The sequence below is a fragment of the Nesterenkonia populi genome, assembly GCF_007994735.1.
GTDB classification, from domain to species: Bacteria; Actinomycetota; Actinomycetes; order Actinomycetales; family Micrococcaceae; genus Nesterenkonia; species Nesterenkonia populi.
Genome location: NZ_VOIL01000001.1, coordinates 1,760,321 through 1,782,476 on the forward strand (window position 1 = coordinate 1,760,321; position 22,156 = coordinate 1,782,476).

Here is a 22,156-nt window from a genome sequence, read left to right on the forward strand (position 1 = left end):
ACGACGATGACCACGCAGGGCCCCGACCCGTCGATTTCAGCAACCCATGGCTACATCAGTGACAAGGATCGCTACCTTGCACGCCTCAAGCGCATTGAAGGCCAGGCCCGCGGCATCCACCGCATGATCGACGAAGACACCTACTGCATCGACATACTGACCCAGATCAGCGCGATCACCTCTGCCCTGAACAACGTGGCCTTGGGCCTGCTGGATGACCACCTCAGCCACTGTGTCACCGGCGCCGTCCAAGACGGTGGGGCTGAGGCGGAGGCGAAGATCAAAGAGGCCTCCGACGCTATCGCCCGCTTGGTGAAGTCCTAGCTGCAGGAACGCCCAGGTCGAATCTGCAAGTTAGGTCGTGGTCAGGCAGCGTTATCCGCTGACGCCGAGGGTTCGTGGAAATCCGTCCATCGGAGGAAGTAGAGTTCTACCGCGTGAAACCGAACCACTCCGCCGGACATGACCTGCTCCTCTCCGTGAGTGGCACGCAGAAGGCACGGGGAGGCCGTGATCCGGCAGGCCGTGCACACTTCTCCACTGCACTCGCTTCTGCATCATGAGCGCGCCCACCTCCAGCCGGGCTGCCCGGCGCCGGGCCCCTGCCGCCCCGCAGCTTCAGCTGATCCGCCAGACAGAGACGCTCGGCGCGGACGCTGATCTGCAGCGTGCCCTGGACCTGCTCCACAGCACCAGGGACGAGGGCGCGGGCCCGATGCTGCGGATCTACCGGCCCCAGCCCACCGTCGCCTTCGGCCAGCGGGATGCGAAGCTCCCCGGCTTCGACGAGGCTGCCCGACGCTGCCGCGCCCTGGGGTTCGAGCCGCTGGTTCGTCGAGCCGGGGGACGAGCCGCCGCATACGGCCCCGGCTCGCTGGTGGTCGACCACATTGAACCGGACAGCGACCCCATCCGGGAGTCCCAGGACCGGTTCGCCGCCTTCGGGGAGCTCTTCGCCGATGCCCTGCAGTCGGCAGGCCTGGACGCAGTGATGGCCCCACTGCCGGCGGAGTACTGCTACGGGGAGCATTCGGTCCACGGCATCCACCCTGAGGAGGCGGACGTGCGCATCAAACTGGTGGGCACCGCCCAACGGCAGGTTGCCAGCGGCTGGCTGTTCTCCACCTCCATCGTCGTGGAGGACGGCCCAGCGATCCGACGGGTGCTTGCCGAGGTCTACGACGCCCTGGGCCTGGAATGGGACCCGCTGACGGCGGGCTCAGCGGACGAGCTGAACCCGGAGCTGACAGTCCACGGCGTCGAGCAGGCGATCCTGGAGACCTACGGCACCTACTGGGACTTCCTCGAGCCCACCGGCTAGGGCCCCTGGAAAACAGTCGAGCCCGGCCCCCTCAGGGCGCCGGGCTCGAGCACTATTCAGCCGTGGAACGCTCAGGCGTTCGCAGCGGCCTCCTCCACGTTGGGCTTCTCAGCGCCGATGGTGGTGGAGGGGCCGTGGCCGGTGTTGACCCTGGTCTCCTCCGGCAGCTCGAACAGGCGGGTCCTGATGGACTCCACGATGGTCTCGAAGCTGCTGTAGGAGCGGCCGGTCGCACCGGGGCCGCCGCTGAACAGGGTGTCGCCGGAGAACACCACTGGTCCGCCGTCGAGCTCCTCAGCGTAGTAGCAGGTGGAGCCGGGGGAGTGGCCCGGCGTGTGGATCGCAGTGAGGGTCACTCCGCCGATGGTGAAGGTGTCACCGTCGGCGACCTTCACCTCCGGCTCAGTCTCGGAATGGACCTGCTCCCACAGGACCTTGTCGTCCCAGTTCAGGTGGATCTGACCGCCGATGCGGGACTGGACGTCCTTGACCTGGCGGACGTGGTCGTCGTGGGCGTGGGTCAGCAGGATCGCTGCCACCTTCCGGCCGGCGACCTGCTTCTCCACGTCCTCGGCATCATGGGCGGGGTCGATGACGATGACCTCGTCCTCGGTGCCGATAATCCACACGTTGTTGTCGACGTTGTGGGTCTCGCCGTCCAGGGAGAAGGTCCCGGAGGTCTCCAGATGCTCAATGCGCGCGCTCATGGGGTCTGTCCTCTCGTATCAGTGTCGGTGCTGCATCTGTCTCGGTCGTCCTCAGGCAATCTCGACAACGGAGCGCAGCACTTCGCCGCGGTTCATGGTGTCGAATGCTGCCTGCACGTCCTCGAGCCTGATCCGCTCGGTGACGAAGGCGTCGAGGTCCAGCTTGCCCTGCTGGTAGAGGTCCACCAGCATCGGGAAATCCCGTGAGGGCAGGCAGTCGCCGTACCAGGAGGACTTCAGGGAGCCTCCGCGGCTGAAGAAGTCCTGCAGGGGCATCTCAATCGTCAAGGACGGGTCAGGAACGCCGACGAGCACCACGCGGCCGGCCAGGTCGCGGGCGTAGAAGGCCTGCTTGTAGGTGGCGGGGATGCCCACGGCGTCGATGACGACGTCGGCGCCGAAGCCGCCGGTGAGCTCACGGATGGCCTCCACGGCGTCGGACTCCTGGGAGCTGACGGTGTGGGTGGCGCCGAGCTCCTGTGCCTTCTCCAGCTTCCGGGGGTCGAGGTCCACGGCAATGATGGTCGTGGCACCGGCAAGCTTCGCACCTGCGATGGCAGCAGTGCCGACACCGCCGACGCCGATGACGGCCACGGACTCGCCGCGCTTGACCTCGCCGGTGTTGATGGCCGCGCCGATGCCTGCCATCACGCCGCATCCGAGCAGGCCCACAGCAGCGTTGGAGGAGTCCTCGACGTCGTCGATGACGGTGCACTGCCCGGCGGCCACCAGAGTCTTCTCGGCGAAGGCGCCGATGCCCAGGGCGGCCTCCAGCTCGGTGCCGTCCTCCAGGGTCATCCTCTGCTCGGCGTTATGGGTGTCGAAGCAGTACTTCAGCTCACCCTTCCTGCAGGCCCGGCACTCGCCGCAGACGGCGCGCCAGTTCAGGATGACCTTGTCGCCGACCTTCACGCTGGTCACGCCCTCTCCGATCTCGGAGACGCGCGCGGTGGCCTCGTGGCCCAGCAGGTACGGGAAGTTGTCCCCCACCTCGCCCTGCTGGAAGTGCTGGTCGGTCTGGCAGACGCCGCAGGTCAGGACGTCGACGACCACTTCGCCGGGGCCAGGATCGGGGATCACGATCCTCTCCACTGTGGCGGGGGCATTCTTCGTGAGGGCGACGATCGCGCTGACGGTCTGAGGCACGGTGATCTCCTGAGGCTCGGGGCCGGAACACGGCCATTCAACCATCCTGCGCGGGTCCGGTTCGACCGCTCAGCCGTACGAGGCACTCACCGGGGCTGGCGACGTCGAGCCTCAGCCGGTGAAGGCCCAGGAGAACTGCAGGAAGATGCTGGCGAAGACGCCGAGGAAGATCAGCACGAGGATCGCCCACCACCAGGCGGCGGTGAGCTCGCGGAGCCGCTCGGGGGCGGGGATCGTGCCGGTGAGGAGGTTCCGCGCGGTCACCACCACGAAGAACGGGATCACCGCGGTCCAGACGATCATGCAGTAGGGGCACAGCACTCCGATCACGAACACCGCGGAGTACCAGAGCCACACGCAGAACCCGAAGGCGAAGACAGCACCGGCCTGCAGCCCCAGGTGGTACCAGCGCGGCAGCCTCGCCCCGGTCAGCACGCTGACCGCCACCGCCATCAGGACGGGGAAGGCGACGACGCCGAGGAAGATGTTGGGGAATCCGAAGGTGGCCGCCTGCCAGGTGTTCATCACCTCTCCGCAGGAGACCCACGGGTTCACGTCGCAGGCGGTGACGTGGTCCGGGTCACCCCAGAGGAGCACGCGCTCATAGAGGAGAAGGAAGCTTGCGATCGCTCCCAGCAGCCCGCTTCCCAGCAGCCACCCCCCGTAGGCGCGGTCCTTCACAAGATGCGACATGCCTCCATGCTAAGCCGTTCACGCCAGTGCAACGGACCGTGTGCCATACTGAAACGCATCGGGAGGCAGACCACACCTGCCCCTTGAGAAAGCTTTGAGCGCAGAGCTGCGGCAGGCGCCCGTCGTGGACCACCTGGAACACAGGTCCGCACGGAACGCTGATGAGCAAGTCGCCGCCGCAGATGCTGCATGGACAAGAGTCCGGCATCGGGCTCCCCGCGCAGAGCGCGCCTCACATTGCGGAGGCAGCGCCCGGGGAGGCGCAGGCCGGACAGTGAGAGACGAGACAGAGCCGTCGTCCAGCGTTGAGTGTGGATGACGCTGGAGGCCGGCGGAAGAGCATTTGGCCCGCATATGAGCAACGAAAACTCCACAGAAGCCTCCGCTGAATCCGCGGAGGAGATCTTCAACCCCTTCTCCGTTCCGGAGCCCGGCCAGCCCGGGACCCAGGCGGTCCCGAAGAAGACCGCTGACCCGGAGCCGGCCGAGGACCCCCTCGACGTGATGTTCCAGGCCCCGGACCTCTCCGCGGCGGCCCCCGCCCCCAAGCCGGCCCGGGACCAGGATGAGGACGACGTCGACCAGGACTCGGACCCGACAGGCTCCGCTTCGGGCGAGGGCGAGTCCTCCGGCGGAGGAAGCCGCAAATCTCGCAGGAAGCGCCGTCGCGGCGGACGCAGCCGCAGCCGCGGGGCAGAGGAGAACGCCCAGGGCGAGAGCGACGAGCCCGGCGACGCTCCTGCGGACGCAGGCTCCGGGGAGAAGGAGGAGTCCTCCAAGCAGGAGGCCGGCCAGTCTGAGCCCGTCGAGGACGGAAAAGTGATCCGCAAGACCCGCAAGCGGCGCCGCGGCTCCTCGGATATGGAGATCGAGGACGAGGACGGCCACACCGTCACCCGTGTGCGCTCCGGGCGCGAGGCCGGCTCCGATGCTCCGGACAAGGTCTCCTCGGTGAAGGGGTCCACACGCCTGGAGGCGAAGCGGCAGCGCCGCCGCGGCAACCGGCAGTCCAACCGCCGCGGCATCATCACCGAGGCAGAGTTCCTGGCCCGCCGCGAGTCGGTGGACCGCAAGATGATCGTCCGCCAACGCGGCGAGCGGATCCAGATCGGCGTCCTCGAGGATGACGTGCTGGCTGAGCACTACGTCTCCCACACCACCCAGGACTCGCTGATCGGCAACGTGTACCTGGGCAAGGTGCAGAACGTGCTGCCGTCGATGGAGGCCGCCTTCGTGGACATCGGCCGCGGCCGCAACGCGGTGCTCTACGCCGGTGAGGTGGACTGGGAGTCCTCCGGCATCGGCAACGCGCCCCGGAAGATCGAGAACGCCCTGAAGTCCGGCGACTCCGTGCTGGTGCAGGTCACCAAGGACCCCGTGGGGCACAAGGGCGCGCGTCTGACCAGCCAGATCTCCCTGCCGGGCCGATACCTGGTGTTCGTGCCGGGCGGGTCGATGACCGGCATCAGCCGCAAGCTGCCTGACACGGAACGCGCCCGGCTGAAGAAGATCCTGAAGGAGAACATGCCGGAGAACTCCGGCGTGATCGTCCGGACCGCTGCGGAGGGTGCTTCCGAGGAGGAGCTCACCAATGACATCAACCGTCTGCGCGCCCTGTGGGACTCCGTCCAGGACCAGACGAACGACCGCAAGGTGCTGGCCCCGGAGATGCTCTACGCCGAGCCGGACCTCACCATCAAGGTGGTCCGCGATGTCTTCAACGAGGACTTCTCCTCCATGGAGATCCAGGGGGAGGACACCTGGGACAACGTGGAGGCCTACGTCACCTACGTGGCCCCGCATCTGCTGGACCGGCTGAAGAAGTGGGAGCCGTCGGAGCATGACGGTCAGGACATCTTCGGCCACCACCGGATCGACGAGCAGCTCAACAAGGCGCTGGCACGCAACGTCAAGCTGCCCTCGGGAGGTTCCCTGGTCTTCGACCGCACTGAGGCGATGACCGTGGTGGACGTCAACACCGGCAAGTTCACCGGCTCCGGCGGCAACCTGGAGGAGACGGTCACCAAGAACAACCTGGAGGCCGCGGAGGAGCTCGTCCGGCAGCTGCGCCTGCGGGACATCGGCGGCATCATCGTCGTCGACTTCATCGATATGGTCCTGGAGTCCAACCGGGATCTGGTGCTGCGCCGCATGGTGGAGTGCCTGGGCCGTGACCGCACCAAGCACCAGGTGGCGGAGGTCACCTCCCTGGGGCTGGTGCAGATGACCCGTAAGCGGATGGGCACCGGGCTGCTGGAGGTGTTCTCCTCGGAGTGTGAGCACTGCGCCGGGCGCGGCATCATGACCCACGAGGAGCCGGTCCACCACCAGCCGGCCTACAGCTCCCAGGGGGAGCAGAAGTCCGGCGGCGGCGGCAAGAAGCCCAAGAAGCGCAAGAGCAAGGGCAAGAAGGGCGAGGACGCCGGGCGCCAGCCTGACCCGAAGGAGCTGAAGAAGCTTGAGCGGGCCAGTGCGGGCATGGCGAAGGTCGCCGCGGCCTCCACCAGCGCCGGTGAGCCCGAGAATGACGATGATGCCGGTCAGCAGTCAGGCCAGGCCGGTGCCGAGAGGCAGCAGAAGCCTGAGCAGCCTGCCCAGCCGACTCTGAAGATCGGCGGAGAGCCGGTCGAGGTTCCCCGCGGGGAGAGGGCTGAGCGGCAGAAGAGGGCCGAGGAGCCCAAGGACGCCTCCCTCAACTCCCTGGAGGAGGCTCTGGCCTCCCGCAGCGAGCAGCCGCGCGTTACACGTCCGGCCAGGCGCCGGCGCCGCGCCGCCGGGTCTGCTCAGGGCTCCGGGGGAGAGGTGCACCAGGTGCAGGCGGCCGCGGGTGAGCCGCAGAAGGCGAGCTTCTCCGCGGCTGCTCAGGAGCAGAAGAAGAGTGAGGGCTCCAAGCCTGAGCCCACGGCCGAGCCCACGATGCTGGGCGTCGGCGTGTCCGCTGATGAGATTGGCAAAACAGAGTAGAAACGCGTAGCATTGACGGCTGGTGCTATTGCGCCCTAAGTCTTTCTGCGCGCTTCGCGCACGTATTTTATTGCAAGTCCAACGAGAGAAGTGAGTCCAAGTGGTGTACGCGATTGTCCGCGCAGGCGGCCGCCAGGAGAAGGTTTCCGTCGGAGATCTGGTGACCCTTGACCGCGTCGACGCCGAGGCAGGCAGCACCATCGCGCTGCCGGCAGTGATGCTGGTCGACGGCGACAAGGTCACCACCGGAGCTGACGAGCTCGACAAGGTGACGGTCACCGCAGAGGTTCAGGAGAACCTGCGCGGCAAGAAGATCGTCATCCACAAGTACAAGAACAAGACTGGCTACCACAAGCGCCAGGGCCACCGCTCTGAGCTTACCCGGGTCAAGGTCACCGATATCGCGGCCTGAGCCGTAGAATCGTTCCGAACAGCTAAGCGAGAGGCAGGCAAAACGCTATGGCACATAAGAAGGGTGCGAGCTCGACTCGCAACGGTCGCGACTCCAACGCCCAGCGCCTGGGCGTGAAGCGCTTCGGCGGTCAGACCGTCAACGCTGGCGAGATCCTCATCCGCCAGCGGGGAACCAAGTTCCACCCCGGCAGCAATGTCGGCCGCGGCGGCGATGACACGCTCTTCGCCCTCGCAGACGGCTCCGTGGAGTTCGGCTCCCGGCGCGGCCGCAAGGTCGTGAACATCGTCCCGGCAGCCGCCTGACGCGGTACGCCGAACTTCGGCTGCAAGAAGCAGCCACCCACTGAAGGCCCCGCAGCTCACACGGCTGACGGGGCCTTCAGCGTTTCAGGGGAAGGCCCCTTTTAAGCATGAAGGCCAGCGCATTCGCAGCTGGCCGCGAGAAGGCGGGCGCAGCCCGCCGACGGGAGGATACTGTGGCGCATTTTGTTGATCGCGTTGTCCTGCACGCTGCAGGCGGTAACGGCGGGCACGGGTGCGTCTCGGTGCACCGGGAGAAGTTCAAGCCCCTGGGCGGGCCTGACGGCGGCGACGGCGGCGACGGCGGGCACGTGGAACTTGTCGCCGACCCGCAGACCACCACCCTGCTGGACTACCACCACCGCCCGCACCGGCGCGCCGGCAACGGGGGAGTGGGCGAGGGGGACCACCGCCACGGCTCCAAGGGCGAGACGCTCGAGCTCTCTGTCCCTGAGGGCACAGTGGTCAAGGATCGTCAGGGCAGCGTGATTGCTGACCTGGTGGGCGCTGGTGCCCGGGTGCGGATTGCTGAGGGCGGCCACGGCGGCCTGGGCAATGCCCGGCTGGCCTCCAAGAAGCGCAAGGCTCCCGGCTTCGCCCTGCTGGGCACACCGGGCGAGCAGGCAGAGATCGAGCTTGAGGTGAAGTCCGTGGCGGACATCGCCCTGGTCGGCTACCCCTCCGCCGGCAAGTCCAGCCTCATCGCAGCGATGTCCGCCGCGCGTCCCAAGATCGCTGACTATCCGTTCACCACTCTGGTGCCGAACCTCGGCGTGGTGGAGGCCGGGGACGTGCGTTTCACCGTTGCGGATGTGCCGGGCCTGATTCCCGGGGCCGCGGAGGGCAAGGGGCTGGGCCATCAGTTCCTGCGGCATGTGGAGCGCTGCGCGGCCCTGGTGCACGTCTTGGACTGCGGCAGCCTGGAGACTGACCGCGACCCGCTGGCTGACCTGGACGCTGTCGAGAAGGAGCTGGCCGCCTACGCCCCGGATGCGGTGGCGAACTCCGCCTCCCACGGTGTGGAGTCGCTGCCGCTGAACGAGCGGCCCCAGCTGATCGCCCTGAACAAGACGGATCTTCCTGACGGTGAGGCGATGGCGGAGATGGTCCGCGGGGAGCTGGAGTCTCGTGGCTGGAAGGTCTTCGAGGTCTCGGCGGTCGCGCGCAAGGGGCTGCGTGAGCTGAGCTTCGCGATGGCGGAGCTGGTGGAGGCCGCCCGCGCCCAGCGTGAGGTGGAGCAAGCCCCGGTGCAGGTCACTGTGCGGCCCAAGCCGGTGGACGAGAAGGGCTTCACCGTCGCCCGCGAGGAGAAGAACGCCGCACCGCTGTGGCGCGTCCGCGGGGCCAAGCCGGAGCGGTGGATCCACCAGACGGACTTCAGCAACGACGAGGCCGTCGGGTACCTGGCTGACCGGCTGGCTGCGATCGGCATCGAGGACGAGCTGTTCAGGCAGGGCGCGACCCCCGGTGATTCGGTGGTCATCGGCACTGACGACGACGGTGTGGTGTTCGAATGGGAGCCCACCATGGCTGCCGGCGCCGAGCACCTGGCCGGGCCTCGCGGTTCGGACGTTCGGTTCGAGGACGCTCACCGTCCCACCCGGGCGGAGAAGAAGCAGGAGCAGGCTGACCGTCGTGCGGCAAAGGTGCTCACCCGTCAGGAGATGGATGCTTTCTACGCCTCCGAGGACGACGGCGACACTGAGATCGTCTACAGCCATTGGGATCCGGAGGCTGACGACGACGATGAGGAGACGGCCCGGTGAGCACCAAGCTCGCCGGGGTCGTCAGCTCTGCTGCTGAGCTGCCCGCCGCCCGCCGGGTTGTGGTGAAGATCGGCTCATCCTCGCTCACCACGGTGGATGAGGGAGTAAGCATTGAGGCGCTGAACCGGCTGGTGGATGCCTGCCAGCAGCTGCGTCACGGCGGCACCGAGGTAGTGCTGGTCTCCTCAGGTGCCATCGCTGCTGGGCTGGCTCCGCTGAGCCTGCTCAGCCGGCCCACGGATCTGGCTGCCCAGCAGGCGGCTGCCGCTGTGGGTCAGGGGGTGCTGCTGGCGCACTACACCCAAGGCTTCGCCCGGCACGGTGCGGCGGTGGCGCAGGTGCTGCTGACCGTGGAGGACCTCATCCGCCGCTCCACGTACATCAACGCCCTGCGCAGCCTCGAGAAGCTGCTCGCGCTGGGTGCGGTGCCGGTCATCAACGAGAACGACGCCGTGGCAACTGCTGAGATCCGCTTCGGCGACAACGACCGACTCGCCGCACTCACCGCGAACCTGCTGCACGCTGATGCCCTCGTGATGCTCTCGGATGTGGAGGCGCTGTTCGACGGCCCCCCGTCCGAGGGCGGCAAACCGCTGGCCGAGGTTCGAAGTGAGACCGACCTGCAGGGGGTCTCGCTGGGCCCGCGCGGCCGGGCCGGGGTGGGCACCGGCGGCATGGTGACCAAGGTGGAGGCGGCCCGGATCGTCACTGCGCACGGAATTCCGGCGATGCTCACCTCCGCGGAGAACGCGCCCCGACTGCTCTCCGGGGAGCAGGTCGGCACGTTCTTCCACCCGCGGGGACGGCGTCGCGGGGCCCGGACTGCCTGGCTGGCGCACCTGGCCTCCACCAAGGGCCGAATAGTGGTCGACGAGGGGGCTGCCCGCGCGGTGGGCCAGCGGCGCCGGTCCCTGCTGGCTGCAGGCATCACCGCGATCGAGGGCGATTTCGACGCGGGGGACGTGGTGGAGATCGCCGACGCTGAGGGCACGGTTCACGCCCGCGGCGTCACCGGGTATTCTGCCGAGGAGCTGCCGCAGATCATGGGCCGGTCCACCGCCCAGCTGGCCGCAGAGCTGGGGCCCGACTACGAGCGGGCGGTGGTCCATACTGATGACATGGCACGAGTGAGGAGCACATGAGCACCGACCAGGACCAGATCAGCAGCGACGTCGTGGAGGCTGTCGCCGGGGTGAGCCGCCGGGCCCGAGAGGCCGCCCGTCCGCTGGGGTCCACGGACCGTCAGCACAAGGACCGCATCCTGCTCGCCCTGGCTCGGGGCCTGCGGGAGTCCGGGGCTGCCCTGGTGGAGGCCAACGGCGAGGACCTTGAGCGGGGCCGGGAGAACGGCCTGTCCAAACCGCTTCTGGACCGTCTGCAGCTCACTGAGGAGCGCATCGAGTCCCTGGCCGGCTCTGTCGAGGAGATCATGGCGCTGGAGGACCCTGTCGGGCGGATCGTGGCCGGCCGGACCCTGCCCAACGGTGCCCGCCTGACACAGACGACTGTTCCGCTGGGCGTCATCGGAGTGATCTATGAGGCCCGCCCCAACGTCACCGTGGACATCGCGGCCCTGGCGCTGAAGTCCGGGAACGCGGCGATCCTGCGCGGCGGCTCGGCGGCGGCGAAGACCAACGAGATGCTGCTGAGCATCATCCGTGAGGCGCTCCGCACCTGCTCGGCCCCCGTGGACGCCGTTCAGTCGATCGACGAATACGGCCGTGAGGGGGCCACGGCGCTGATGACCACCCGCGGCAGCGTGGATGTTCTCATCCCGCGCGGCGGCGGGGACCTGATCCAGCACGTCGTGCAGAACGCCCGCGTGCCGGTGATCGAGACCGGTGAGGGAAATGTCCACATCTACATCGATGCCTGCGCGGACCCGGAGATCGCCCGGAACGTGGTGATGAACGCGAAGACCTCCAGGCCCAGCGTCTGCAACGCCGCTGAGACCCTGCTGATCCACGCGGACGCGGAGGACGCCGCGGCGGAGACCCTGCGCGCCCTGCACCGCGCAGGGGTGGGCCTGCATATTGATCCGCGGGCCAGGAAGTGGCTGCCGGAGTCCGGACCGGACCTGGTCTCCCCGAACGACTACGGGGAGGTGGACGAAGTCACCGGAGAGCACTTCTCCTCCGAGTTCCTGGGCCTGGAGCTGGCTGTGGGCGTGGTGGAGTCCCTGGATGAGGCGATCGAGCACATCACGCGGTACTCCACCGGTCACACGGAGGCGATCGTCACCGATTCGGTGAAGAGCGCGGAGCGGTTCATCGCTGAGGTGGACGCGGCTGCCGTGGTCGTCAACGCCTCCACCCGGTTCACCGACGGCGGGCAGTTCGGCCTGGGCGCTGAGGTGGGGATCTCCACTCAGAAGACCCATGCACGCGGACCCATGGGCATGGGGGAGCTGACCACCACCAAGTGGATTCTGCGGGGCGAGGGCCAGATCCGCCCCTGACGGCGGTTTGTGGGTAGACTGTCCCTCATGGATTTCCCTGTTCTGGCACTGCTTGCCGCAGAAGAAGGTGTTGAGCTGTTCATGCCGGCTCCGTGGTTCGGCATTGTGATGTTCGTCTTCCTGATGCTCTCGATGCTGGTCGCGCTGAGCTTCGCCCAGACGAACCGCTCTCCGCAGGCCGACCCCGAGGCCGGCGGTCACTGACGAGCTTGGCTCACACCCCAATCACGTCTGACCCGGGCAGCCGGGGGACTCCGCGGCTGGGGATCATGGGCGGGACGTTCGATCCCATTCACCATGGTCACCTGGTGGCTGCCAGTGAGGTGGCAGCGGAGTTCGGCCTCGATGAGGTCATCTTTGTGCCCACTGGTCAGCCGTGGCAGAAGGCCGGCCGGGAGGTCACCCCCGCGGAGCATCGTTACCTGCTGACGGTGATCGCCACGGCAGCCAACCCCCGGTTCACGGTGTCCCGCGTGGACATTGACCGCGGCGGCGCCACCTACACCATCGATACGCTTCGTGATTTTCGGCGCATGTATCCGGCGGCAGAGCTGTTCTTCATCACGGGCGCTGACGCGATGGCGCAGATTCTCTCCTGGAAGAACGTGGAGGAGCTGTGGGCTCTCGCGCACTTCGTCTCAGTGAGCAGGCCGGGGTACGTGAATGAGGATCTGGGCCGCAGCGACCAGGTCTCGCTGATGGAGATCCCGGCGATGGCGATCAGCTCCACGGATCTTCGGCACCGCGCAGCCGGGGGCAAGCCGGTCTGGTATTTGGTGCCGGACGGTGTGGTGCAGTACATCGCCAAGCACAGGCTGTACCGGCCCGATTCGGCCACACACGCCCATGGTGCCCCCTCCAGCGAAGCAGTGGGGCATAGCATGGAACAAAACGACCAGGAGGCGTCACGATGAGTGATTCAACCCCCGAGCAGAATGGCGGCGGAGACAACCTCCGCGAGCGCTATCTGCCGGTCTCCCGCAAGGAGCTGCGTCGCCGTCGTGAGGCTGAGCTGGCATCACAGCGCGAGGCCCAGGAAGAGGCCGACGCCGCGGCCGACCAGCTGGATGCCCCTGCGGGGGCTGCAGAGGCGGCGGCTGAGCCGGAGCTTGAGGCATCTGTGGAGGCGCAGGTGCCTGGGGTTCCGGCTGATGCTGGCGAGGACGAGCTGGCCCGGACGCTTGACGACGTAGAGTCCGTCGAGGACCCGACTGCTGGCGACGCGCTCTCCGGGCAGGAGAACGAGGCTGAGGCTGTGAGCGATGAGGTTCCCGCTGAGGAGCCTGCCTCCCCTGAGCCGGAGCACCCGGAGGACCCTGAGCCGACCCAGGAGTTCCAGCCCGGCGACTATGTGACAGCACCGGTGCAGCAGGTTCCGCACGATGCGGACTGGCCGGTGGAGCAGCAGGCCGAGGTGGGGCCGAACTACTCCGGCCCGGACTTCGGCGCGCCCACATCGGCTGGACAGGATGCTGGGCACGGCGTCGCTGGGGAAGCTCCTGAGGCGCCGCTGCCTGACCCTGTGGAGCCGGAGCAGGAGCGTCCGGAGGAGCAGGTTGCTGACGCCTTCGGCGAGCAGCCCGAGGACCTCGGAGATATTGATGACGTTCCGAGCGTGGAAGGACCTGAGGCTGACCAGCCGGAGCAGCACTCGGTGGACTACCCGCAGGCGGGGACCGGGGAGGTAGCGCCGGTTCCGGCGTCGCGGCGTGCTCGCCGTCTGCTGCGTGAGACATCCACGATTCCTCGCCTCGATCAGGAGATGCTGGAGGAGCTCGACCAGCTCACCAGCGAGATCAAGCTCAATGATGATCCGAACAATGTGAACCCCGACCTGCTGAAGCGTCAGCAGGCGCTGGCCGCTAAGGCGATGCAGGCCAACCAGGAGCGTCTGCGTCGCGAATCGCTGGAGCGGGAGGCCCAGGAGGCCGACGACCGTCGGCGGCGGCGTCTGCAGCGTCCGGAGTCTGAGGTCATTGCCTCCAAGACTGTCCGCGACGCCATGGAGTCCGAGGAGGACTATGTGGACCTGCCCTCCGGCAGCATCGAGCCAGTGGAGGCCCGTGGGGCGCACGGGCTCGATATCGACAAACTGGTGGATGAGACCTCCAAGGAGGCGAACCGGCCCAACCTGCTGCTGTGGCTGGTGATTGTTCTGGCGCTGCTGCTGATCGTGGCGGTTGCTGTTGTCCTGTACACGGTTGTGCTTTGAGAGCTTGGTGTGATGACTGTTCCTGAGAATGTGCTGGCTGAGCTGCGGACCGCGGCGCAGGCTGCGTCTGACAAACTGGCGACGGATATAGCCGGTCTGGATGTGGGGGAGCGGTTGGGAATCACGGACGCGTTCCTGATCTGCTCGGCGCCCTCTGACCGTCAGGTCAGCTCGATCACCGATGAGATCGAGCTGAAGCTGAAGCAGGAGCACGGCTCCTCACCCCTGCGGCGTGAGGGCAAGGACTCGGGCACCTGGGTGCTGCTGGACTACGGGCACATGGTCGTGCATATCCAGCACGAGGAGGAGCGTGCTCTCTATGGTCTGGACCGCCTCTATGCGGACGTGCCCAGCGTGGACCTCGATTTGGCCCCCAGTTCCTAGCAGGTGTAATATATAGGGGTTGCCGACGCGGGGAACGCGAAGGAAGCACCAAGAGAATATGGGGCATTGGCGCAGCTGGTAGCGCGTCTGCATGGCATGCAGAAGGTCATCGGTTCGAGTCCGATATGCTCCACACACCAGATTCCCGGCAGCCCAGAGCTGCCGGGAATCTTTTTGCAGTTTTGGGGACAGAGACTCTTAACGCCGTCACGTGCAGGAGGCGGCAAATGTAGGCTGACCCCATGGGAAGCGCTTTCTGTCGAGCTCTGATTCGGGTCGCCCGGGCTCCGAATGAACTCATGAGGTGTTCTGGTGGCTGACTCGCCAACAACGGTGGACATCATCTCCTTCAACTTCACTCAGGAAGCGGAGAAGGAGCTCAGCAGCCAGGGACAGAGGCTCCGCAACTGGCCGGCCGTCTATCTGCTTCGAAATGAGCAGAACCGCACAATCTACGTCGGTGAGTCCACCAACGTCGCCAGGCGTATCAGCCAGCACCACGCCAATCGGGACAAGACGAGGCTCAGGGCCCTTTCTGGCTCCACAGCCCGCGAATCACGCGTCATCCTCGACGATGAGTTCAACAAGTCTGCAGCTTTGGATCTGGAGGCTTTCCTCATCCAGCACCTTGCGGGTGATGGGAAGTATCAGCTGCTCAACCGCAACGATGGAATAGTTGATCGCGACTATTTCGGAAGGATCGACTACCGCGCTCGATTCAGAACGACGCTTTTTGAGCAGCTCAGGCAGCAGAGGATTTTCCAGCAGAAAATTGAAGACATCGAGAACGACGACCTGTTCAAGCTCTCTCCGTTCAAGTCTCTCGAGGATAATCAGGAACGTGCGGTTCAGGACATCGTCTCGCTGCTGCTCAAGAGCTTGAAGGGCGGGAGCCCAATGGGCTCCATTGCTGTTGAAGGCGACCCCGGCACGGGTAAGACGATCGTGGCAGTCTTTCTGCTCAAGCTCCTCGTCGACATCGGTACGGCCGCCGAGACGGAGCAGATCCACGATGAAGAGCGGGAGTCTGAGTTTCCTGAGTTCTTCACGCCCGAGAACCGACGAGCAGTGAAGTCCCTCCTCGAGACCGCCAACGGAATCGCCTTGGTCGTGCCGCAGCAGTCACTGAGAGAGTCGATCCAGCGGGTCTTCCGGCGGATTCCGAATCTCAGCCCAGACATGGTGGTCAACCCCTTCAGGGTGGGGAACTCCGATAAACGCTACTCCATGATCATCGTCGATGAGACTCACAGGCTCTCCCAGAAAGCCGCCCAAGCATCAGGGCCTCTTAACGGTACGTATCGGGACATCAACGAGCGGCTCTTCGGCCATGAGCCGGACGGAGAGTTCAAGACCCAGCTCGACTGGATCCAGAGGCAGAGCGATCACCAGATTCTTCTGATCGATCTCTCACAGTCCGTTCATGCCTCTGATCTGCCGAAGACTTATCTGCAGAGCGTCATCGCCAGGGCGGAGCGAGAGGGCAAGCACCACAGACTGCGATCGCAGATGCGTGTGCTGGGCGGCAACGACTACATCAAGTACATCAAGTCTCTCGTGGGCGGAACCCCGCCCACGGAAGCTAAGAGCTTCGGCTCTGATTACGAATTCAGGATGTTTGAGGACGTCGCTGAGATGCACCGCACTATTCGTGAGCGGAACAGCGAGTTCGGCCTGGCACGCATGGCGGCTGGATACGCGTGGGAGTGGGTCAGCAGGAAGGACCCCTCACTCACAGACATCCGTATTGGGGATTTCGAGGCGCGCTGGAACTCTCAGGTCAAAGACTGGGTGGACTCGCCCGGCTCCATCGATGAAGTTGGGTCCATCCACACCCTTCAGGGATACGACCTGAACTATGCAGGGATCATCATCGGCCCGGATCTCCGCTACGACCCGGACGAGCAGGAGCTCTGGTTTGACCGGAAGAGCTTCTTCGACAAAAGAGCTATCTATCGAAACAAGCACAAGGGGCGGGATTGGACCCACGAGGAGCTTCTGGAGTGGGTGAGGAACGTCTACTACGTCCTCCTCACCCGTGGGCGGCGAGGCACCTTCATGTATGTCTGTGACGAGTACTTGCGCGACTACCTTCGTCCGTACGTCCCTGACTTCGAATGGTCCGAGCACCACGTCACCTACAGCCGGGATGGCATGCGCCACTGATCAGAGCGCCGACATGGTCTCCCTCAGAAAGCGGCTCGGTCTCAGCTGCGGCCGCCAGAGCCTGGACGTCGCCCTTAGGCGTCCGAGGCTCTCGAGCAGCGAACGAACCGAGAGCGAACTCAGCGGAAGACGATGCCGCCGTCGATGAGGGGCGTCTGACCCGTCATGTAGTCGGAGTCGGGGCCGGCCAGGTAAGAGACGAACCCTGCAACGTCCTCCGGAGTGGATGCCCGGCCGAGGGTGATGCCCTCCACGTACTTGGCGAAGGTGGCGCCGACCTCGGCCCCCGTCAGCTCGGCAAACTCGCGATCGAGCTGCTCCCACATTCCTGTGCCCACGATGCCGGGCGAGTAGCCGTTGACAGTGATGCCGAAGGCCCCGAGCTCCTTCGCCGCAGCCTGGATGAGTCCACGCACCGCGAATTTCGTCGAGGAGTACAGCCCCGTCATCGGGAATGAGTCATGGGCGGCGATTGACGTCGCGGCGATGATCTTCCCACCGTGGCCGAGTTCCTTGAACTTTGCGGCGGCCGCTTGGATTCCGAACATCACGCCTTTGACGTTGATGTCGAAGCTCCGATCGAAGTCGGCCTCACTGATCGTCTCCACGGCTCCGACTCCGGCGATCCCAGCATTGTTGATCATGATGTCGAATCCGCCGAGTTCGGCCACCGCACTGTCCACGGCAGATTCAAGGTCTGCCTTGCTGCGCACGTCCCCGCCAAGAGTGATGGCGCGCTGGCCCTCGGCTTCGACCTTGGCCTTGGTCTCATCCAGGTCGTCCTTCGTGAGGTCGAGCAGCGCCAGGTCAGCTCCGTCACTGGCAAGTCGTACCGCAATGGCCTGACCTATACCTTGGGCTGCTCCGGTGACAAGTGCGACTTTTCCCTTGATGGTCATACTGATTCCTTTCGGGGGACCGTGGTCCCGTGCAGTTGGGCAGTGCGTGCCCGGAATTCTTCCATTCGGGTGCTCGTCATCTGCCCGGCGCTGAACCGACAGTTCGTGGCGCTGAGCCCATCCTAGGCCAGTCGGTCATCCGCTGGGGCCGGGATTCTCAGTCCGCTCTGCTCCCGCGCTCCAGAGCGTCGCTGGCGAGCATGCGGCCCTCGGGGTCCAGCTGCTGCAGCATGGCGCTGGAAATCGCCGACAGCTGCTGAACCTGTTCAGAGGTCAGCTGATCAATCACCAGTCGACGGACGGCATCCACGTGTCCAGGCGCAGCGCGCACCACCTTCTCCCATCCTGCCTCAGTCAGGCTCACGTTGGTCGCTCGTCGATCATCTGAGCATGGCGCTCTTTCCACGAATCCGACAGCTTCGAGACGGGACACGACCCGGGAGAGCCGCGGCAGGGTCGCATTGGTCCGTGCTGCGAGGGCACTGGTGCGCAGGGTGCGGCTGGGCGCCTCGGAGAGCATCGCGAGCGTGAAGTAGTCGAAGTGGGTCAGATCTTCGTCCAGGCCGAGCTGCAGATCAAGAGCGGACGGAAGCAGCTCCAGGACGGCCGTGAAGCGAACCCATGCAGCATGCTCATCGTGGGAGAGCCACCTGGTGTCGGTCATGGGAGCAATCCTACCAATGCTTGTATATGCAACTAAGATGGACTAGATTGATTGTACCAACAACTGATTCTCGCGATCATCTCGATCATGAGACCCGAGCACAAGGAGCATGGCGTGCCCATCAACGCTGACGAACGCCTCATCAGCCCCAGCACGTCGATGGGTGCCGTCACTCTGCGGGTCGGTGACCTCGACAGGATGTCCGCGTACTACTCCGAGGCCTTCGCCATGGAGCCAGTCCATGACCGGACTCTCGGCCGTGAGGTGCACCGTGTCCTGGGCCGGGGGCACGCCCCCATGGTCCGCCTGATCCACACCCCGGACCTCCCCGGCACAGACCCGCACCAAGCGGGGCTCTTCCACACCGCCTTCCTGTTCGACGACGCGCCGAGCCTCGCCGCAACTGTCTACCGTGCACACCAAGCTCCGGGCGGAGCATTCGTCGGCTGCAGCGACCACCTCGTCAGCGAGGCCTTCTACTTCACCGACCCAGAAGGAAACGGTGTGGAGCTGTACACCGACCGCCCCCGGCAGCAATGGGCGCACGACGGGGATCAGATCCGGATGGCCAACACCTATCTCGACCCCGAGGCATACCTCCAAGCTCACCTGAGCCGAACGGCCGTCGAATCTGGTTCCGAGCTTCCCGGAAGTGTCGGACATGTCCACCTGCAGGTCGGCGACCTGCCCGCTGCACGGGCTTTCTACATCGACGCACTGGGCTTCGAGATCACCAACACCGGCTACCCCGGAGCACTGTTCGCATCCGCCGGCGGGTACCACCACCACATCGCAATGAACACGTGGAACAGCCGGGGTGCTGGCCCCCGCGCAGCACGCCTGGGACTCGGGAGCGTTGCGGTGACGGTGCCCGACCAGGAGGACATCGCCGCCCTGCAAGCTCGTCTCTCTGCCCGTTCCATTCCGTTCACCTCCGACGCGCGGACCGTCACGGCCCACGACCCGTGGGGAACCCTCGTCACCGTCAGCGTCCCCGATGTCACTGCTGAGGAGCTGACGGCCCAGTGAGCCACTCGCGATGCCGTGAGCCGATCTTCGGCCTGCGGAGCAGCTGGTCCGTTGACGGCCGAAGCGCCGCGGAAGGCCAAAAACCCTGACTCCTGGAAGACGGCCAAGCTCAAGTACACTGTTCTGGTCATTGCCCCGGTAGCTCAGGGGATAGAGCAGCGGCCTTCTAATCCGCCGGTCGGGGGTTCGAATCCCTCCCGGGGCGCAGTGCACGTTCCCGCCTCAGAGCCCATCCCTCAGGAGACCCACATTGCCCCTGCGCCATAAGGTCCATCTTGGGCTCGTCATGGCGGCAGCGGGCATCCTCGCCCTCGTCCACTCGCTGCTGCGGTTCCGCAACTTCGAGGCCAGGGGCTATGACCTGGGCATCTTCGACCAAGCAGTCCGCCAATACTCCCTCTTCAACGCACCGATCGTCCCGATCAAGGGTGAGGACTTCCACCTGCTCGGGGACCACTTCCACCCGATCATCGCGATCTTCGCCCCCCTCTACTGGATCTGGGACGACCCCCGGGTGCTGAACATCGGGATGATCGGGCTGCTGGTCTCAACGGCGATCCCGGTCTACCTGGTGGTGCGCGGCTGGTTCAGCCACCTCCCCGCACTGCTCACCGCGGCCGGCCTGCTGCTCTTCTGGCCCTTCCAAGCCCTGGTGAACTGGGACTTTCACGAAATCGCGTTCGGAGTTCCGGTGATCGCATGGGTCATCTGGGCCATCGAACGACGCCGCTTCGGGCTCGCCGTCGGACTCTCCGCCTCCCTGCTGCTGGTCAGGGAAGACATGGGCGCCACACTGCTGGCCATCGCCGTCGTGATGCTCATCCGCGGCGCCTGGCGCTCCGCGGTCGCCACCGCCGTGCTGGGCCTGGTCGGACTGTGGTTCGCCGTCGGAGTCGTCATCCCGCACTTCGCTCCGGCAGGGGAGTTCCAGTACTGGGAGTACACCGCCCTCGGCGCCGGAGCCGCCGCTGCCGGACTGACCATCATCACCCAGCCGTGGCAGGCCGTCGCCGTGCTCTTCGACCACCCGCTGAAGGTGGGGCTGTGGCTGCTGCACTTCCTGCCCACGCTCCTGCTGCCGCTGCTCAGCCCGTACGTTCTGATCGGACTGCCGATCCTGCTCTCCCGGCTCTGGAACGACCGGCTGAACGTCTGGGCGCCCGTCTACCAGTATGACGCGATCCTCGCTCCCATCTTCCTGCTCGCAGCGATGGACGTGGCCCGCAGGATCGCCGTGCAGCGCCGCATACTGCCGCCGGTGCCCTGGGGAAACACCTACTATGACGCCGCGGCAGCTCCTGCCCGGCCCCGCATCGCCTATGCGGTTCCTGCGGCCGTGCTGATCGTCACCGTCATCGGCACTCTGGCCTTCCCGCAGGTCTTCCCGTACCAGCGCACCGTCACCGCCCAGAACTGGGAGACGGGGGAGCGGGCCCAAGCCCACGAGCGTGCCGTGGAAATGATCCCCGACGGCGCCTGCGCGGAAGCCGCAGACACCGCCGTGCCTCACCTGACCAGCCGCACCTACGCCGGCCTCAACGGGACCACCGCCGAAGAGCACCTGCAATGGATCATCATCGACGATCGGGTCAGCGAGCTCGGCGGCACCAGCCCCCTCACCCCGGATGAAGCCTTCGCCCGGGCCGAACGGCTCGGCTTCGAGACCATGGTCGAGGACGATGAAGGCCTCTGGGTGCTCCACCGAGACATCCCCGCCGCCGAGAAGTGCTCCGCCTACCTGGAGCGGTAGCATGGTCGCCATCCCAGAACCCTTCCCGGAGTCGAAGAATGCCTGAGCCCACCGCGGACCTGCGGGTCCTTATGCTCAGCCTGCACACCTCCCCGCTGGCGCAGGCCGGCACGGGCGACGCCGGGGGGCTGAACGTGTACGTCAACGCCCTCTCCGCGGCGCTGGCCGCCCGCGGCGTCGAGGTCGACATCGTCACCACCGACTTGGACGGGCCCGACGGCGCAGACACCACCACCGTCCTGGAAGACGGCCGGCGGCTGCACGTGCTGCCGGTCGCGCAGACATGCCAGCAGGATAAGAACCGCCTGCTCGAATGCCTCGACGACCTGGCCTGCCGCGCAGAGCAGAGCCTCACCGAAAGCGGCAGCAGGCCGGTCGACCTCGTGCACTCCCACTACTGGATCTCCGGGCTGGCAGGGATGCGGCTGGCTGAGAGCCTGCAGGCCCAACTGGTGCACACAATGCACACCATCGGGCGGGTCAAGCAGGAGCGCGACCCCCGTGTCCAGGAGGACCCCCGCCGGCACATCGCAGAGGAGCAGATCGCCCAGGCAGCGTCAGCGCTGACTGCCAACACACCCCGCGATGCAGCCGACCTCGCCCGGGTATTCGAAGTGCCGGAGAGCCGCATCCTCGGCGTCCGTCCCGGAGTGGACCTCGGCATCTTCCACCCGCCAGCAGGAGACGACCCGCGTCCCGGTCCGCTGGATGGGCGGCCGCTGCGGCTGACCTTCGCCGGCCGCCTCCAGCAGCACAAGGGGCCGCAGGTGGCCGTCTCGGCCGTGGCCCGACTCAGCAGGCTCTATCCGGAGCAGGCGGTGGAGCTCACCATCGCAGGCCGCCAGTCCGGACCCGACGCCGTGGACATCCAACGGCTTGCCGAGGCCGAAGGAATCGCCGAGCGGATTCGCTACCTGGACCCGCTGCCGCACCCCGAGCTCGCCCAGCTGTTCCGCGCCTCGGACGCGGTGCTGGTTCCCAGCTACTCAGAATCCTTCGGCCTCGTAGCGCTTGAAGCCCTGGCCTGCGGAACCCCGGTGCTCGCCCACGACGTCGGAGGCCTGAGCGAACTCGTCGCCCACCGGCGCACCGGGCGGCTCATCAGCACCCTGGAGCCGGAGGACTGGGCGCAGCAGATGAAATGGCTGATCATCCACCGGAAGGCCTGGGCCCGCTACTCCGAGACCGCCGCGCACCTGGCCGGCCAGCACTCCTGGGACGATACGGCCGCCGCAGCCCTCAGCGCCTACTGCTCAGCAGTCCCGGCCCTCTGCGCATAAGAG

Annotated in this window: 21 protein-coding genes and 2 tRNA genes; 18 read left to right on the forward strand and 5 right to left on the reverse strand. The window is 66.2% G+C overall.

All coding sequences use genetic code 11. The annotated features are described in order from the left end of the window. Positions 1-6 precede the first annotated feature (6 nt). On the forward strand, positions 7-324 hold the full coding sequence (locus tag FWJ47_RS08075; protein WP_147106607.1) for a metal-sensitive transcriptional regulator: 318 nt from the start codon (positions 7-9) through the stop codon (positions 322-324). A gap of 235 nt (positions 325-559) precedes the next feature. Continuing rightward, positions 560-1,321, forward strand: a complete 762-nt coding sequence (locus FWJ47_RS08080; RefSeq protein ID WP_147106612.1) for a lipoate--protein ligase family protein — start codon at positions 560-562, stop codon at positions 1,319-1,321. A 71-nt stretch (positions 1,322-1,392) separates the two neighbouring features. Here the strand turns inward: FWJ47_RS08080 and FWJ47_RS08085 are convergent, their stop codons facing one another. From FWJ47_RS08085 to FWJ47_RS08095, 3 genes are all read right to left on the reverse strand, one after another. Then, positions 1,393-2,028: an MBL fold metallo-hydrolase gene (locus FWJ47_RS08085; RefSeq protein ID WP_147106616.1), complete on the reverse strand. Its 636-nt coding sequence runs from the start codon at positions 2,026-2,028 to the stop codon at positions 1,393-1,395. A gap of 51 nt (positions 2,029-2,079) precedes the next feature. Next, positions 2,080-3,174 carry an S-(hydroxymethyl)mycothiol dehydrogenase gene (locus FWJ47_RS08090; protein WP_246126220.1) on the reverse strand — a complete coding sequence of 365 codons (1,095 nt, stop codon included), beginning with the start codon at positions 3,172-3,174 and terminating at the stop codon, positions 2,080-2,082. Positions 3,175-3,285: 111 nt separating this feature from the next. Further along, the gene (locus tag FWJ47_RS08095; RefSeq protein WP_147106622.1) at positions 3,286-3,867 is read right to left on the reverse strand and encodes a vitamin K epoxide reductase family protein; all 582 of its coding nucleotides are present in this window, start codon (positions 3,865-3,867) and stop codon (positions 3,286-3,288) included. Between the two features lie 354 nt (positions 3,868-4,221). Here FWJ47_RS08095 and FWJ47_RS08100 point away from each other — a divergent pair, with 354 nt between their 5' ends. From FWJ47_RS08100 to FWJ47_RS08150, 12 genes are all read left to right on the forward strand, one after another. After that, positions 4,222-6,831 carry an Rne/Rng family ribonuclease gene (locus tag FWJ47_RS08100; protein ID WP_342779662.1) on the forward strand — a complete coding sequence of 870 codons (2,610 nt, stop codon included), beginning with the start codon at positions 4,222-4,224 and terminating at the stop codon, positions 6,829-6,831. A 100-nt stretch (positions 6,832-6,931) separates the two neighbouring features. After that, positions 6,932-7,243, forward strand: coding sequence for a 50S ribosomal protein L21 (gene rplU / locus FWJ47_RS08105; RefSeq protein WP_147106628.1), 312 nt, complete (start codon positions 6,932-6,934; stop codon positions 7,241-7,243). A gap of 47 nt (positions 7,244-7,290) precedes the next feature. Then, the gene (gene rpmA, locus FWJ47_RS08110) at positions 7,291-7,548 is read left to right on the forward strand and encodes a 50S ribosomal protein L27 (RefSeq protein WP_147106631.1); all 258 of its coding nucleotides are present in this window, start codon (positions 7,291-7,293) and stop codon (positions 7,546-7,548) included. 173 nt (positions 7,549-7,721) lie between these two features. Continuing rightward, a complete protein-coding gene (gene obgE, locus FWJ47_RS08115; protein ID WP_147109193.1) occupies positions 7,722-9,311 on the forward strand; it encodes a GTPase ObgE in 1,590 nt (529 codons plus the stop codon). Continuing rightward, positions 9,308-10,453, forward strand: coding sequence for a glutamate 5-kinase (gene proB / locus FWJ47_RS08120; RefSeq protein WP_147106634.1), 1,146 nt, complete (start codon positions 9,308-9,310; stop codon positions 10,451-10,453). The genes obgE and proB overlap by 4 nt, the downstream gene beginning before the upstream one ends. After that, positions 10,450-11,769 (forward strand): glutamate-5-semialdehyde dehydrogenase, encoded by a 1,320-nt coding sequence (locus FWJ47_RS08125; protein ID WP_147106638.1) that lies wholly within the window; start codon positions 10,450-10,452, stop codon positions 11,767-11,769. The genes proB and FWJ47_RS08125 overlap by 4 nt, the downstream gene beginning before the upstream one ends. Positions 11,770-11,796: 27 nt before the next feature. Beyond that, positions 11,797-11,973: a hypothetical protein gene (locus FWJ47_RS12070; RefSeq protein ID WP_170228531.1), complete on the forward strand. Its 177-nt coding sequence runs from the start codon at positions 11,797-11,799 to the stop codon at positions 11,971-11,973. Between the two features lie 65 nt (positions 11,974-12,038). Next, positions 12,039-12,683, forward strand: coding sequence for a nicotinate-nucleotide adenylyltransferase (nadD, locus tag FWJ47_RS08130; RefSeq protein ID WP_147106641.1), 645 nt, complete (start codon positions 12,039-12,041; stop codon positions 12,681-12,683). Continuing rightward, positions 12,680-13,981, forward strand: a complete 1,302-nt coding sequence (locus tag FWJ47_RS08135; protein ID WP_147106644.1) for a hypothetical protein — start codon at positions 12,680-12,682, stop codon at positions 13,979-13,981. Before nadD ends, FWJ47_RS08135 begins: the two co-directional genes overlap by 4 nt. 12 nt (positions 13,982-13,993) lie before the next feature. Then, on the forward strand, positions 13,994-14,365 hold the full coding sequence (gene rsfS, locus FWJ47_RS08140; protein WP_147106647.1) for a ribosome silencing factor: 372 nt from the start codon (positions 13,994-13,996) through the stop codon (positions 14,363-14,365). A 60-nt stretch (positions 14,366-14,425) separates the two neighbouring features. After that, positions 14,426-14,498: transfer RNA gene (locus tag FWJ47_RS08145), tRNA-Ala, on the forward strand. Between the two features lie 179 nt (positions 14,499-14,677). Beyond that, a complete protein-coding gene (locus FWJ47_RS08150; protein ID WP_246126221.1) occupies positions 14,678-16,531 on the forward strand; it encodes a DNA/RNA helicase domain-containing protein in 1,854 nt (617 codons plus the stop codon). A 119-nt stretch (positions 16,532-16,650) separates the two neighbouring features. On the opposite strand, the gene FWJ47_RS08155 is transcribed toward FWJ47_RS08150, so the two are convergent. Both FWJ47_RS08155 and FWJ47_RS08160 read right to left on the reverse strand, forming a co-directional pair. Beyond that, positions 16,651-17,430, reverse strand: coding sequence for an acetoin reductase (locus tag FWJ47_RS08155; RefSeq protein WP_147106650.1), 780 nt, complete (start codon positions 17,428-17,430; stop codon positions 16,651-16,653). A 157-nt stretch (positions 17,431-17,587) separates the two neighbouring features. Continuing rightward, on the reverse strand, positions 17,588-18,094 hold the full coding sequence (locus tag FWJ47_RS08160) for a MarR family winged helix-turn-helix transcriptional regulator (protein ID WP_147106654.1): 507 nt from the start codon (positions 18,092-18,094) through the stop codon (positions 17,588-17,590). An 87-nt stretch (positions 18,095-18,181) separates the two neighbouring features. On the opposite strand from FWJ47_RS08160, the gene FWJ47_RS08165 reads away from it, so the two are divergent. The 4 genes from FWJ47_RS08165 (at position 18,182) to FWJ47_RS08180 (ending at position 22,153) form a co-directional block, all read left to right on the forward strand. Beyond that, positions 18,182-19,123 (forward strand): VOC family protein, encoded by a 942-nt coding sequence (locus tag FWJ47_RS08165; RefSeq protein WP_147106658.1) that lies wholly within the window; start codon positions 18,182-18,184, stop codon positions 19,121-19,123. 132 nt (positions 19,124-19,255) lie between these two features. After that, a tRNA-Arg gene (locus FWJ47_RS08170) sits at positions 19,256-19,328 on the forward strand. 45 nt (positions 19,329-19,373) lie between these two features. Then, complete coding sequence (locus FWJ47_RS08175) at positions 19,374-20,873, forward strand: DUF2079 domain-containing protein (protein ID WP_246126222.1); 1,500 nt, start codon at positions 19,374-19,376, stop codon at positions 20,871-20,873. Between the two features lie 38 nt (positions 20,874-20,911). Further along, positions 20,912-22,153 carry a glycosyltransferase gene (locus FWJ47_RS08180; protein WP_147106660.1) on the forward strand — a complete coding sequence of 414 codons (1,242 nt, stop codon included), beginning with the start codon at positions 20,912-20,914 and terminating at the stop codon, positions 22,151-22,153. The last annotated feature ends 3 nt before the right edge of the window (positions 22,154-22,156 follow it).

Bases quoted from the DNA above. Each gene is read 5' to 3' on its own strand.
- FWJ47_RS08075 (WP_147106607.1), top strand. From the start codon at position 7: ATGACCACGCAGGGCCCCGACCCGTCGATTTCAGCAACCCATGGCTAC.
- FWJ47_RS08080 (WP_147106612.1), top strand. From the start codon at position 560: ATGAGCGCGCCCACCTCCAGCCGGGCTGCCCGGCGCCGGGCCCCTGCC.
- FWJ47_RS08085 (WP_147106616.1), bottom strand. From the start codon at position 2,028: ATGAGCGCGCGCATTGAGCATCTGGAGACCTCCGGGACCTTCTCCCTG.
- FWJ47_RS08095 (WP_147106622.1), bottom strand. From the start codon at position 3,867: ATGTCGCATCTTGTGAAGGACCGCGCCTACGGGGGGTGGCTGCTGGGA.
- FWJ47_RS08100 (WP_342779662.1), top strand. From the start codon at position 4,222: ATGAGCAACGAAAACTCCACAGAAGCCTCCGCTGAATCCGCGGAGGAG.
- rpmA (WP_147106631.1), top strand. From the start codon at position 7,291: ATGGCACATAAGAAGGGTGCGAGCTCGACTCGCAACGGTCGCGACTCC.
- FWJ47_RS08125 (WP_147106638.1), top strand. From the start codon at position 10,450: ATGAGCACCGACCAGGACCAGATCAGCAGCGACGTCGTGGAGGCTGTC.
- FWJ47_RS12070 (WP_170228531.1), top strand. From the start codon at position 11,797: ATGGATTTCCCTGTTCTGGCACTGCTTGCCGCAGAAGAAGGTGTTGAG.
- nadD (WP_147106641.1), top strand. From the start codon at position 12,039: ATGGGCGGGACGTTCGATCCCATTCACCATGGTCACCTGGTGGCTGCC.
- FWJ47_RS08135 (WP_147106644.1), top strand. From the start codon at position 12,680: ATGAGTGATTCAACCCCCGAGCAGAATGGCGGCGGAGACAACCTCCGC.
- rsfS (WP_147106647.1), top strand. From the start codon at position 13,994: ATGACTGTTCCTGAGAATGTGCTGGCTGAGCTGCGGACCGCGGCGCAG.
- FWJ47_RS08155 (WP_147106650.1), bottom strand. From the start codon at position 17,430: ATGACCATCAAGGGAAAAGTCGCACTTGTCACCGGAGCAGCCCAAGGT.
- FWJ47_RS08160 (WP_147106654.1), bottom strand. From the start codon at position 18,094: ATGACCGACACCAGGTGGCTCTCCCACGATGAGCATGCTGCATGGGTT.
- FWJ47_RS08165 (WP_147106658.1), top strand. From the start codon at position 18,182: ATGAGACCCGAGCACAAGGAGCATGGCGTGCCCATCAACGCTGACGAA.
- FWJ47_RS08180 (WP_147106660.1), top strand. From the start codon at position 20,912: ATGCCTGAGCCCACCGCGGACCTGCGGGTCCTTATGCTCAGCCTGCAC.